The organism is Gorillibacterium terrae (genome assembly GCF_051594785.1).
Lineage (GTDB): Bacteria > Bacillota > Bacilli > Paenibacillales > NBRC-103111 > Gorillibacterium.
Genome location: NZ_JBPPGI010000006.1, coordinates 159,309 through 171,673, shown reverse-complemented (window position 1 = coordinate 171,673; position 12,365 = coordinate 159,309). Strand labels below are relative to the sequence as shown.

At 61.3% G+C, this 12,365-nt stretch carries 11 protein-coding genes; 7 read left to right on the top strand and 4 right to left on the bottom strand.

What is annotated here, in order from left to right:
- Nucleotides 1-74 precede the first annotated feature (74 nt).
- The 3 genes from ACSEXS_RS19335 (at nt 75) to ACSEXS_RS19325 (ending at nt 2,361) form a co-directional block, all read left to right on the top strand.
- Nucleotides 75-527, top strand: coding sequence for an Rrf2 family transcriptional regulator (locus ACSEXS_RS19335; RefSeq protein WP_438434888.1), 453 nt, complete (start codon nt 75-77; stop codon nt 525-527).
- 1 nt (nt 528) lies between these two features.
- Nucleotides 529-1,404, top strand: a complete 876-nt coding sequence (locus ACSEXS_RS19330; protein WP_438434887.1) for an SDR family oxidoreductase — start codon at nt 529-531, stop codon at nt 1,402-1,404.
- Nucleotides 1,405-1,611: 207 nt separating this feature from the next.
- Entirely contained in the window at nt 1,612-2,361 is a 750-nt protein-coding gene (locus ACSEXS_RS19325) for an HAD family hydrolase (RefSeq protein ID WP_438434886.1), read from the top strand.
- Here ACSEXS_RS19325 and ACSEXS_RS19320 read toward each other — a convergent pair.
- Nucleotides 2,352-3,326: an SDR family oxidoreductase gene (locus ACSEXS_RS19320; protein WP_438434885.1), complete on the bottom strand. Its 975-nt coding sequence runs from the start codon at nt 3,324-3,326 to the stop codon at nt 2,352-2,354. The genes ACSEXS_RS19325 and ACSEXS_RS19320 overlap by 10 nt on opposite strands.
- A 149-nt stretch (nt 3,327-3,475) precedes the next feature.
- Here ACSEXS_RS19320 and ACSEXS_RS19315 point away from each other — a divergent pair, with 149 nt between their 5' ends.
- Nucleotides 3,476-3,646, top strand: coding sequence for a hypothetical protein (locus ACSEXS_RS19315; protein ID WP_438434884.1), 171 nt, complete (start codon nt 3,476-3,478; stop codon nt 3,644-3,646).
- Between the two features lie 149 nt (nt 3,647-3,795).
- Here ACSEXS_RS19315 and ACSEXS_RS19310 read toward each other — a convergent pair whose 3' ends face one another.
- Both ACSEXS_RS19310 and ACSEXS_RS19305 read right to left on the bottom strand, forming a co-directional pair.
- Complete coding sequence (locus ACSEXS_RS19310) at nt 3,796-5,034, bottom strand: FprA family A-type flavoprotein (RefSeq protein WP_438434883.1); 1,239 nt, start codon at nt 5,032-5,034, stop codon at nt 3,796-3,798.
- Between the two features lie 124 nt (nt 5,035-5,158).
- A complete protein-coding gene (locus ACSEXS_RS19305; RefSeq protein WP_438434882.1) occupies nt 5,159-5,800 on the bottom strand; it encodes an MBL fold metallo-hydrolase in 642 nt (213 codons plus the stop codon).
- A 162-nt stretch (nt 5,801-5,962) separates the two neighbouring features.
- On the opposite strand from ACSEXS_RS19305, the gene ACSEXS_RS19300 reads away from it, so the two are divergent.
- Nucleotides 5,963-6,223 carry a ClbS/DfsB family four-helix bundle protein gene (locus tag ACSEXS_RS19300; RefSeq protein WP_438434881.1) on the top strand — a complete coding sequence of 87 codons (261 nt, stop codon included), beginning with the start codon at nt 5,963-5,965 and terminating at the stop codon, nt 6,221-6,223.
- A 120-nt stretch (nt 6,224-6,343) separates the two neighbouring features.
- Here the strand turns inward: ACSEXS_RS19300 and ACSEXS_RS19295 are convergent, their stop codons facing one another.
- Complete coding sequence (locus ACSEXS_RS19295) at nt 6,344-10,459, bottom strand: bifunctional 2',3'-cyclic-nucleotide 2'-phosphodiesterase/3'-nucleotidase (protein ID WP_438434880.1); 4,116 nt, start codon at nt 10,457-10,459, stop codon at nt 6,344-6,346.
- Nucleotides 10,460-10,717: 258 nt separating this feature from the next.
- On the opposite strand from ACSEXS_RS19295, the gene ACSEXS_RS19290 reads away from it, so the two are divergent.
- Together ACSEXS_RS19290 and ACSEXS_RS19285 are read left to right on the top strand one after the other, a co-directional pair.
- Nucleotides 10,718-11,308, top strand: coding sequence for a hypothetical protein (locus ACSEXS_RS19290; protein ID WP_438434879.1), 591 nt, complete (start codon nt 10,718-10,720; stop codon nt 11,306-11,308).
- Nucleotides 11,309-11,322: 14 nt separating this feature from the next.
- The gene (locus tag ACSEXS_RS19285; RefSeq protein WP_438434878.1) at nt 11,323-12,105 is read left to right on the top strand and encodes an MBL fold metallo-hydrolase; all 783 of its coding nucleotides are present in this window, start codon (nt 11,323-11,325) and stop codon (nt 12,103-12,105) included.
- Nucleotides 12,106-12,365: the final 260 nt, after the last annotated feature.

The window sequence follows — 12,365 nt, the reverse complement described above, 5'->3', positions numbered from 1 at the left end:
TCGAAGAGAGGGGGCTTCATTTGACAGATTCAATCGATAGAACTAAAATGGTTACAACAAAAGGAGGAGGCACCATGAAGCAAATCAGCAGCCGGTTCTCGGTTGCCGTTCACATCCTATCGCTCATCGCCGTCACCCCCGAGCCCTGTACGGGCGATTATCTGGCGGGCAGCGTCAATACCAATCCGGTCATTATCCGCCGGATCTCGGGCATGCTGAAGAAGGCCGGCCTCATCGACATCCGGCCCGGCGTAGGCGGGGCGACGCTTTGCAAGCCGCCCGGGGAGATTACGCTGCTTATGGTGTATCGAGCGGTTCAGGCGGCGACCGAGGGAGAATTGTTTCATTTTCATGAGCATCCGAACCCGGCCTGTCCGGTCGGTCGGAACATCGAGTCCCTGCTTCGCGCCGAGATGCGCGCCGCCCAAGAGGCCTTCGAGGCGAGACTCGGGGCGACGACCCTGCAGCAGCTGGCGGACGGGTTCAAGCCTTATCTGGAAAAACCAACTTTTACGGAGGTGCAATAACATGGCCAAGTATTTGGTTACGGGAGCAAACGGGTTGTTGGGAAGCAAGGTGGTACGCGCACTCATCCGGCTCGTGCCGCCGGAGCAGGTGGCGGTCAGCGTTCGCGATCCGCGCAAGGCGGAGGAACTCGCCAAGCTGGGCGTAGAAGTTCGGAAGGGGGATTATGACGATCCGGCCTCCCTCGACCGGGTGTTCGCCGGGATCCGGCGGCTGCTGCTGATCTCGTCGCAAGGCGACAATGAAACCCGCATCCGTCAGCACCGGAATGCGGTAGAGGCAGCAAAACGCGCCGGCGTGAGCTTCCTCGTCTACACCAGCGCTCCGAACGCCGAACACAGCAAGCTGTTCCTGGCCGAGGTCCACAAGGCGACGGAGGAGGCGATCCGCCAGTCGGGGATTCCGTATTCGTTCCTGCGCAACAATTGGTACGTCGAGAACGAGACCGATACGGTGAAGGCGGTGCTGGCCGGAGCGCCGCTCGTGACATCGGCGGGCGACGGCTTGACGGGCTGGGCTCCCCGCGAGGAGTACGCCCAGGCGGCGGCCTCCGTTCTCGCCGGAGAAGGCCACTCGAACACGGTGTATGAGCTGGGCGGCGAGCTGGCTACGTACCGCGACTATGCGGCCGCTCTCTCCAAGGCGACGGGAAGGGAGGTTGCCGTGCAGCAAGTGAGCGACGAGGATTACGAAGCGGGTCTCGCCTCCGCCGGGCTGCCTGCTCCGGTGGTACAGATCCTGTCGCTGATTCAGCAGGCGATCCGCGGCGGCGAGCTGGCCGTCGAAGGCGGAGACTTGGCGAAGCTGCTCGGCCGTCCCGTCGTCTCGCTGGAGGAGGCGGTGGCGGAGCTGGTGCGGGAGCTTCAATCCGCATCCTGAGTGCGGCCAAGGCGGCCGTTCTTGCCGCCCACTCGGCCCTCCTAACGGCGCTTCCCGTCCGATGATCCGGAGGGAAGCGCCGTTTTCTATTGCCGAATGTCCCGAAAACCCGGACAATGAAAAGGGAACAGCCGATAGTCCCTACCCGCAGGAGGGGCTATCGGCACACGAACATAACGGGAAACCCGCAAACGAGGAGACTGTAAAATGGATAACCGGACGGACGACCGGAAGCTCCGCCCCATTCGGGCGGTCTTCCTGGACGTAGACGATACGCTGTACGACCACCTGCTGCCTTTTCGGCAGGCGGTAGAGGAGATTCTGGGACGCGACGACCGTTTTCCCTACGAGGAAGCCTACCACCGCATGCGGTATTACAGCGACACGCTGTCGGCCGTCCACGGCGGCGCCGGCGCGATGGAGGGGACCCCGGCCATGGAAGAGATGCGCCGGGAGCGATTCCGGCTGGCGTTCCGAGAATACGGCATCGACCTGGGGCGGGATCGGGCAGAAGCGATGCAGGCGGCGTATCTCGGCTGCCAATACCGGCTCTCGCCTTATCCCGGCGTGCGGGAGCTGATCGGAGAGCTGACGGGCCGGGGCGTGACGGTCGGCCTGATTACGAACGGGCCGGACCGGCATCAGCAGAACAAGATCCGGGCGCTCGGCCTGGAAAAGCTGATTCCGCCGGAGCGCTGGTTCATCTCCGCCGCCGTGGGCTGGGACAAGCCCGATGCCCGCCTCTTCGCCCTCGCCAACGAGCGGACGGGCACCTCGGCGGACGAGAGCGTGTACATCGGCGATTCCTGGCGCAACGACGTGGCGGGGGCGCTGGCCGCCGGCTGGCGGGTGATCTGGTTCAATCACCGCCGCGTCGAGCCCGAGTCGGCTGCCGTTCCCACCTATACGGCAGCCGACTACCTGGAGATTGCGGAGTGGCTCGCTGCTCAGGAATGAGTCGACTGTCCTCCGTCGACATGCAGGACCTGCGCGGTGACATAACGGGAATCGTCGGAGGCGAGGTATACGTAGGTCGGCGCCAGCTCGAACGGCTGGCCGGAACGGCCCAGCGGCGTTTCGGTGCCGAAAACGGCGACCTGGTCGGCCGAAAAGCTGGCGGGAATGAGCGGCGTCCAGATCGGGCCGGGCGCGACGGCGTTGACGCGGATGCCCTTCTGGGCGACATTCTTGGCCAGCGCCCGGGTAAAGCCGACGATGGCGCCCTTGGTCGACGTATAATCGATCAGCTGTGGGTTGCCGACATAGGTCACCACCGAGGCGGTGGCGATAATCGAGCTTCCGGCCTTCAGGTGCGGCAGCGCGGCCCGGGTTACGTAGAAGTGCGAGTAGATGTTGACCTTGAACGTGTCGTCGAACTGCTCGTCGGTGATGTCGGTCAGCTCGTTCTGCTGAAACTGGATGCCGACGTTGTTCACGAGGATGTCGAGGCGGCCGAAGGTCGCGACGGTGTGCTCGACAAGCGCCTCGCACAACCGCTTGTCGCGGACGTCGCCGGGCATGAGCAGGCAGCTTCGACCGAGCTCCTCGACCCGGCGCTTGATGAAGAGCGCGTCCTCGTGCTCATCCAGGTACGAGATGGCCACGTCGGCCCCTTCCTTGGCGAAGGCGATCGCCGTCGCGCCGCCGATTCCCGAGTCGCCGCCGGTAATTAAGGCGGTCTTGCCGGTCAGCTTGCCGCTGCCGCGGTACCCGGGATTCTCCAGGATCGGCCTCGGCACCATGACCGAGCTGAGGCCCGGCTGATGAAGCTGCCGCTGCTCCGGATAGCTGATGGGAACTTCTTTGTATTGGGTCACCTTTCCGTAGAACGGGTAGAGGGGGTAAGGAGCCTCGACCTTCCGCTCCTCGAATTGCCTTTGCAGGTCGGCGATCTCGGCCGGATGCTGCGTTTCGGGTTTCATGGGAACCCTCCTTCATGAATTCGCTCCTATAGCTGTATGTCGCCCGGGATGGGGTGGTGCCTAGAGAAAGGGACGGCGAGCCCGCCGCTCCAGGCGCACTCCGCCGGGACCTGCATAGGCTGTGGAGAAGCCCGAAAAGGAGGATGGTCATGAAAATCATGTTCAGCCCGCAGGTCAAGCTGCTGCTCGTGCCGCAGTCATCCCAGACGGTGGATATGCAGTACGCAGATAATCCGTTTACCTGGACGATGCCGCTCATCGGTCGTCGCCCGCCCTATTACGCCTCGCCCCGCTATGAATGGAGCTATCCCGTCATCTAGCGGACAGCGGGATAGGGGTCAGCGTGGATCAGTGCGAATCGGCATGGACCGGCATGGACCGGCGCAGACGAAAAAAAGGATTCTCCCTCCCGGCAGACGGTGCGCTGCCATGACGGGGAGAATCCTTTTTTGCTGTGGCGAAGACAGGGTCAAACGGCGGCCTCGGCCGCGGGGAAGCCAGTTCCCGGATTCACAAGCTCCTGCGCAAAACGCCGGCCGTAGTCGTAAGCCTCGGCCAGCTCGTCCGAGCTTGGCTTGAACAGCGTCTTCAAGCTCGGAACGGTCCGGAAGCGGAGCTGGCCGAGCCGGGCTTCGATGTTCCGGATCGCCTCGCCGCTCCAGCCGTAGGAGCCGAACACGCCGGCCAGCTTCTTGCCGTGGACGATCGGGTTAAGCTGCGTCAGCAGGTTCCAGACGGGCGGCAATGTGTCGGCGTTGATCGTCGGCGAGCCGAAGAGCAGCCCGTCCGCCCAGTAAATCTTCTCCAGAACGTCGCTTAGGTCGCCTGCGGTCAGGTCGCAGAGCAGGGCCTCCGTCTCGCCGTCTCCGCTTGCCTCGATGCCTCGCTTGATCTCCTGGGCCATCAATTCCGTATAGCCGTAGACGGATACATAGGGAATGACCACGCTGCGGCCGCGGTTCGGGTTGGTCTCGACGGACCATTCCTTGCAGAGCTGGACGATCTCGCGCGGATTCCGGTCGAGCACCGGACCGTGTCCGTTGCAGATGACGTCGAAGGCGAGCGGCTCGATTTTGTCGATGGCGGCGGCCATGCTGGCCTTGAACGGCCCCATGATGCAGTCGTAGTAATATTTCAGGGCGGCGTAATAGTCGGTGCGGTCGGCAATCTTCGAGAGCAGGACGCCGTCGAAGGCGTAATGGGCTCCGAAGGAGTCGCAGGTGAAGAGGATTTTGTCCTCTTGCAGGTAGGTGTACATCGAATCGGGCCAATGCAGGAGCGGAGCCGGGATGAAGGACAGCGTCTTGCCGCCGAGCTCCAGGGTGCTTTTGGCGTTGACCGCCAGGGACTTAAACTCGCGGTTGGTGATCGCTTTCAGATATTTCAGCGCCACCGGGCTGCCGACGATGGTTACGTCGGGTATGTAGTCGAGCAGCTTTTCCATCGAACCGGCATGGTCGGGCTCGGTATGGTCGACGATGACGTAATCGATCTTGGCGAGGTCGACCGTTTCCTGCAGCTTGGCCAGGTATTCGTCCCAGAATTTCACCTTGACGGTCTCGATCAGCGCCGTCTTGTCGCGGCCTTCCACCAGGTAGGAATTGTAGGAGGTGCCGAATTCGGTCACCATGATGATGTCGAAGACGCGGATGTCGTGATCCTGCACACCGAGCCACTTTACGCCCGGTTTGATGTCCAGTACGTTCATACTCCATTCTCCCTTTCGTTTTGCCTATGGGCAAATTATACCACGCGCGGCGGCCCCGGCATGTCCGGTTTGCGGCGATTTGTTGAAGGGGAGCGGAGGACCCGCGGCTTGGCAGGTCTTGCCTCTAGAGCAGGCTGCGGACGCGGGACAGCACCGAACGGTCGAAAATCCGGTTATGGCCCGACAGCAGGAGATCGAATGGGAGCCGTTCGTAAAGCGACAGCGTATCCAAGTAGGTTTCCTTGGGGGCAGCGAGGCTGGGCAGAAGCTCTTCGGGGGTGTCCCCCAGGTTGTCTCCTGCGAACAGAACCCGATCCTGTTCATCCAGCACGCTGATCGAATCCTCCGTATGACCCGGCGTGTGAAGCAGGCGGATACCGTCCTCGGCAAAATACAGCTCGCGGTCGAACACGAGATCCGGCAGCCGAAGCGCCGTCTCCCCTTGCCGATACCCGGACTTGGCTTCCAGCATCGCGCTCCAATTCCGTTCGATCAGCCCGGGGCACAGCTTATGGCTGACGATTAGGCCGCCCGGCGCAGAAGCGTTTCCCCAGATGTGGTCCCAGTGGTAATGGGTATTGATGACGATGACGGGTGTATCGTCTCCCCGCAGCTCCCGGTGAATCACCTCCATCGAGCCGGAACCGAGCCCGGTGTCGATCAGGTAGTGAAACCGGCGACCGCGAATCAGATACAGGTTCAGGTCCCACCCTTCCTGGGGACTGGTGAACAGCGTGCCGCGCCGCATGACGGGCGTTTTGAACATGGTTATTCCTCCTATTCGCCGCAGCTTCAGTCGTATGAAGTCCATTCTATAGAAGCAGGCCCCGGCCCGGTAGGGAAAGCTTGGTTCCATTAAAAGTTTACGAGGTTAACCGGGCGGCAAAGGGGGAGGTCGGCGGAACGGTTTGCCGCCGAATTTGAAGCGGTGGAGGAAGCGGATATCGATCTCCGGTTCCCGGACGCCGGATATGCCCGCATCGGGTACAAGTGGAATCAGCTCGGGGAGCTGTACCGGAGCTTCTACGAAGCTTATGGGGAGCGGTCCCTTGCCGAATTGAAGGAGGAATTCCAAGTCACGGTGGCCGCGGTCCTGGTATGGCTTGGCGAGTTTGCGGAGGAAGACCTGTTCCGTCCGGGCGGCAGGATAAAGGCAGGGATCCGAATGTCCCTCGGCGAATGGAAATAAAAAATATCCCTTCTGAGTCTGCCGCAAGGACTTGATCCTTACGGCTGCTCAAAAGGGATATTTGCTTTCCCGTCAGGGAGGGACGGAGGCTTCCCCGTCCCAAACGGCGGAGGAAGCCGATTAGTTCACTTTCTTGAAGCGGTCTTCGATCTTGGCGGTGATGCTGCCGTTCGCAAACTTGGCTTTGACGTAATCGATGGTGGCGTCCAGATCGACGGGACCGGCGATCCGGTTCGTTCCCTTGGTCAGCGTGGTATAGCCGTCGCCGCCGCTCGCCATGAAGTCATTGACGACGATGGTGTAAGAGGCGTTGTCGTCGATGGCCGTTCCGTCGGCCTTCTTGATCTCCAGCACCTTCTGCCCGTACGGCTTGCTGTCGTCATAGGTGTAGGTGAAGCCGGAAATCTGCCCGATCTTGGCCGAGGTGCCGGACCATTGTTCGTTCAGGACAGCCTTCAGCTGAGCTCCGGTCAGGGTCATCTTGATCAGCACGTTGCCGAACGGCTGGATGGCGAACATGGCACCGTAGGTCACGCTGCCCTGCGGCAGATCGTTGCGGATGCCGCCCGAGTTCATGAAGGCGAAATCGGCCTTCATCGTCTCGCGCATGCCGTCGGCGATCAGGTTGCCGAGCGCGTTCTCGCCGCTCTTGCTGACTTCGCGGGTGATGGCGGCGTCGGCTTTGCCGACGGGGGCGTTCATCACCGGCGCATTCTTGTCGGCATAGTCCTTCACCATCTTGGTGATGGCGGAATCCGGGGTCATGCCTTCCTGCTTCACGTCGACGACATTCCCCTTGACGGAAGAGATGTCCTGCGTGGCCCGATTAACCACCAGATCGACGTCGGAGAAGGCGATGCCGTAGGAATTGGCTTCGATCACCAGCTTGCCGTTAATCGTCGTGTTGATCTTGCCGTGGTTGTGGCCGGCGAAGATCACGTCGACATCGGGATCGACTGCCTTGGCCAGATCGACGACTTCGCCGGTCGGAGCGGTGGCGCTGCCTTCGAACGGATCGTGGGCCAGGATGACGATGGCGTGGATGCCTTGAGCCTGAAGCTCCTTAACGGCTTTGTTGATGGCGGGAGCCTGCTCCGTGAAGGTGACGCCCTTCAGACCGGCCGGGCTGACGATCGTCGGCGTGATGTTGGTAACGACGCCGATGAAGCCGATCTTCACGCCGCCGACTTCCTTCACCACATACGGATCGAGCATCGGCTTGCCGTCGAGCAGGACGTTCGCGGCGACATACGGGAAGTTGGCGCCGGCAAAGCTGGCTCCGGTCTTCGGATTCTTGCCTCCGTTAATCAGGCGCAACGCTTCCTGAGCGCCCTTGTCGAACTCGTGGTTGCCGAGCGTGCCGACATCGAAGCCGAGGCGGTTCAGGAAGTCGATGGTCGGCTCGTCCTGCAGGAGTGCGGACACCGGAGCGCTCGCTCCGACCGCGTCGCCGGCGTGAACCAGCAGCGTGTTCGGGTTCTGGGCTTCATACTGCTTCAGGTAGGCGGCCAGGTAATCGGCTCCGCCCAGCGTCGAGGTGACTTTACCCGTTGCGTCCTTCACGACCTTCTTGTAATCCAGCTGGCCGTGGAAATCGTTGATGCCGAGCAGCTGCACGTCGATATCAGTGATCAGGTTATAGATGACGATAGCGGCTTCGGCGCGATTGGCGTTGTTCTTCGGGTACAGCAGATTGATGTTGCCGTCGCCGTTCATCACCTTACGGTCCAGGACCAGCTTGAACGAATCCTTGGCCCAGCCGCTGATCTTGGCGGCGTCGTGGAAGTTGTTCAGGTTGTAGGCCGGAATCGCCAGCTCTGCGGCGGCCCGGATGTTGAGGGCGTTCTTGGCCATAACGGCCATTTCCTCGCGGGTGATCGGCAGGTTCGGCGCGAACTTGCCGTTGCCGACCCCCTGGATCAGATGATTCTCGTAAGCGGCGGCGATGGCGCCGGCATACCAAGCGTTTGCGGCCACGTCCTTGAACGGAACGGCGGCCGTTGCCTTCAGGTCGAGCGCACGAACCAGCAGGCTGGCGAATTCGGCCCGGGTTACATTGGCTTTCGGCTGGTAGGTTCCGGCCGGGGTGCCGTTGACGATCGCCTTCTCGACCAGGCTCTGGATCGCATCGTGCGCCCAGTGGGTCTTGGCGACATCGGGGAACTCGACGGCCGGCGTCGGCGTGGTCGCCGGGCTCTTGGACAGGTCGATGGTGAAGATGCCGAAGCCCTTGTCGTCGGTCTTGCCGGTGTACTTAATGTTGGCGGAAGCCTGGGCGTACTTCTCGGCGGCCGTAGCCGAGGTGAAGGTCACGTTCAGGTTGGCTCCCGGAATCGGAGCGATCGACCAGTTGTTGTCGGCGGTCGGGTTGATTTCCTTCTTCGACGTGATGTAATCCATCAGGATCTGGCGGTTCTCGTCCGGAGAGTCGAGGATGATCTTGCTCGCCTTGACGCCCGGGAAGTTGCCGCCGCCGCTCGCGCGGTAGTTGTTCGTGGCGACGACGAAATCCTGGTTCGGATCAACCGGCTTGCCGTTGTAGAGCAGGTTGACGATCCGGCTCGAGGAAGCGTCGTTCACCGTGCCGTCCGGCTTGTACTTGGCCGGCTTGGTCACGTCGATCTGGTAGGTGACGCCGTCGATGACGTCAAAGTTGTACACGGCGAAGGACGGGTTCAAGAGCGGTTGCTCGCCCGTCTTGGCCGGGTCGATCTGGTTGAACTTGCCGGCGGACATCTCCAGCCATTCCTTGATGACGGAGCCCTTGACCAGCATGGCCTTCAGGGTATTGTCATAGAGGTACAGGTCGCCGGCGCTCTTAATGGCGAGCGGGCCCTTGGCGATGTCGGTGTACTCCTCGGGGCCGTTGCGTCCCGCCTTGAAGGGGGCTCCGACGGAGAGGATCGGCAGATTCGCATACTGCGGCAGGTTCTTGCCGACGTAAGCTTTGACGTACTCCTTCTGGGCGGCGGTGACGATCTGCACGGAGGGATCGTCCTGCACCAGCGCGAAGTAGCTGTGGATCGGAGCGGTGGTCGTTCCGATCGGGCTGTTCACATAGGAGAGCGTGCCTTCATGCTCGGCCTTGACCAAGGCTTCCATCGACGGATCGGCGTCGACCAAGGATTTCTTGGCCGCCGTGTCGTAGATGGCCTTCGTCGAGGACTGCGTCTGCGTGACGGTCCACTTGCCGTTCGTCTTCGACAGCGTCAGGTCGATCTGGCCGAGGTTGGCTCCGCCGTAGCCGGCCTGCACCGCAGCGACGCCGTTGATCGTTCCCTTGGCGTTGTCCACGCCGGGATAAGGCTTGCCGGTCGAATCCTTGAAGAGCGCGTCCAGTGCGCTTTCGGAGGCGGCGGGGAAAATCTTGTGCGTATGGGAGAAGGTGATGGCGTCGATGCCGGGCACCTTGCTCAGCGGATAGATGGCATCCTCGGCCAGGACGTTCGCCTGGGCGCTGCCGTTAAAGCCGCTGTGCGCCATGACGACGACCAGGTCGGCCCCGTCCTTCTTCATCTGCGGCACGTATTTCTCGGCCGTGGCGACGAGGTCCTTGGTGATGACCTTGCCTTCCAGGTTGTTCTTGTCCCACTCCGTAATCTGCGGGGCGACCAGGCCGAGCACGCCGATCTTGACCGTCTGCGCCGCGCCGCTTTCGTCGGTATAGGTTTTGTTCAGGATTTTGTAAGGCGTGAAGGCATTGACGTCGTTGTCGGGGTTGCTGTCTTTGTCGTCGACGTAGACGTTGGCGTTCACATAGGGAAAGTTCGCTTTTTGGATGATCTGCTTGAGGTAGGGAAGACCATAATTGAATTCATGATTGCCGAAAGTGGCGATGTCGTAGCCGAGGGCGTTCATAATCTTGTAAACCGGGTGAATCTCGTCCGCCTTGACCGGGTTGATCAAAGCCTTGTAGGTTCCGAGCGGGGTGCCTTGGATCAGGTCGCCGTTGTCGACGAGCAGCGTGTTCGGATTCTCCTTGCGGGCTTGCTCGATCAGGGTGGCCGTGCGCACGAGGCCTACGGTGGGAGCGGCGGAGCTCTTGTAATAATCGTAGGACATCAGGTTGGTGTGCACGTCGGTCGTTTCCAGGATTCTCATTTTCAGCGTGGAAGTTCCGTCCGCGGCGAAGGCATACAGGCTGCCGAACGGCATGGCCAGCAGGCTCGCGACGAGCGTGGAAGCTCCGATCTTGCCGATTCTCTCTTTGAACCCAGTTTTCACGTTACGTTTCATCCCTCTCTGCGTGATGGTTTCTACCTCTATAAAACGATTCTATTATATTGATATTTTATCGTAATTTCAATTCGAAAGGGAGGGCATTTACGAAAGATTAATAGAGACCGGAAACGAAACGTTCGTGGTAAGCGCTGTCATTAGAAAAAGCGGGAGGGTGCGCGTTTCGGGGCTTATAGGGTATACTCAGGGAAAGTGCGGAAAGTGGGCAAACGCGGCCGTTTCAAGAGCCGCAGCGCTCCCGCCGAGGAGGAAACCATGTTAACCTTTGCAGAAAAAGAGGCCGTGATCGGTTCGTTCGCGGAGCTCACACGGCGGGAAGTATCGATGGGCCGGGTCAATTACCATTACGAGGGAAGCGTCCACGAGAAGAAAATCGTGGTCTATCACCTTCATCCGAACGGCAACGGCTTCGTCTACGCGGGCTTGCTGGAGGATGTGGAGCAGGACGCCAAGGGCTTCGTCAATATCCGGGAATACGGACCGGAGGAGCTGCGCGCGTTGATCCGCAGGGTCATCCGCTCGCTCGGGCCCGAATCGCCGAATGAGCCGGACGAGCCGGGAGACTTGGAGGCGGACGGGATGGATCGGAGCCTCCGTCCGGAAGCGGCTGCGCAGACTTTGGATGCGCATAACGGGCCGGCCGAAAGCGAAGAAGAGGACCGGGAAGAGGGCTTCACGGAGCTGCGGGAAGTTTGGCGCGACGCGGCAGGGCACACGCTGGAGCTGCACATCGACCCCGAGGACGGAAGCTGGTACGTCTTCGCCGGCGACCAGGTGGATTCCGCCTTCGAGACAGAGGAGGAAGCGCTTCTGTATCTCCAAGAGGAGGGATTCGCCCGAAGCTGAAGGGAGGCGGCGGAGTGAAAAGGCAGGATTGGTTCACCGTCGAGTCAATCGACCCGACTACCTACGCCATCAGCGAGTACGGGCACTGGGAGCGGGTGCATTCCTTCCTGCTCCTGGGCAGCAGGAAGGCGGCGCTGATCGATACCGGGCTCGGGATCGACGACCTCAAGCGAATCACGGACGGCCTGACCGGTCTTCCGATCGATGTTCTGACCACCCATGTGCACACCGACCACATCGGCAGCCATGGCAGCTATGAGCGAATCTACGTGCACGAGGCGGATCGGGACTGGCTGGTCAACGGGATTCAAGGCCTGCCGCTCGAACGCATCCGCGCGGATCTGGTTCGCGACCTCGCGCAGCCCTTGCCGGATGCGTTCCGGCTGGAGGAATTCGTCCCGTACTGCGGCGAGCCGGCGGGACTTCTGGCCGACGGAGAGGCGCTCGATCTGGGCGGAAGGAGCCTCAGGGTGATTCATACGCCGGGGCATTCTCCGGGCCATCTGTGCTTCTTCGATGAAACGCACGGCTATCTCTTCACCGGCGACCTGCTGTACGATCAGGCTCCGGTCTATGCCTTCTATCCTTCGACCTGTCCGGCGGATCTCGTCGATTCTCTGGCCCGGATCTCGCGGATACCCGGGGTGACCCGGGTATTCGGCTCGCATCACACCCTCGGCCTGCCGCCCGGCCTGCTTCGCGAAGCGGGGGAGGCCGCCGCCTTCCTGCGCCGGAGTGGGCTGGACCGTTTCGGGACGGGCCTGCACCGGTTCCCCGGCTTCAGCGTCCAGTTTTGACCGTCCGTATCGTCAGCTTCTCATTAAACCGCCGAGGCCGAGCTTGGCGGTTTTTTGGTGTGTCTCCCGCCGGGGATCTGGACGTCCTCCCCCGAAAAAATAGGAAGCGGATGGCGTGAAAATAGCCGGGTCTTCTCATTGTTCCTACAGGAAGGGAATGGTAACCTAGGATTCGACAGAGAGAACTTATCCGCGCGCAAGCGCCGTTTCCCTGAGCCATCGCCGGGAGCAATCGGCCCCGAGTCGGATATACTGGAAGC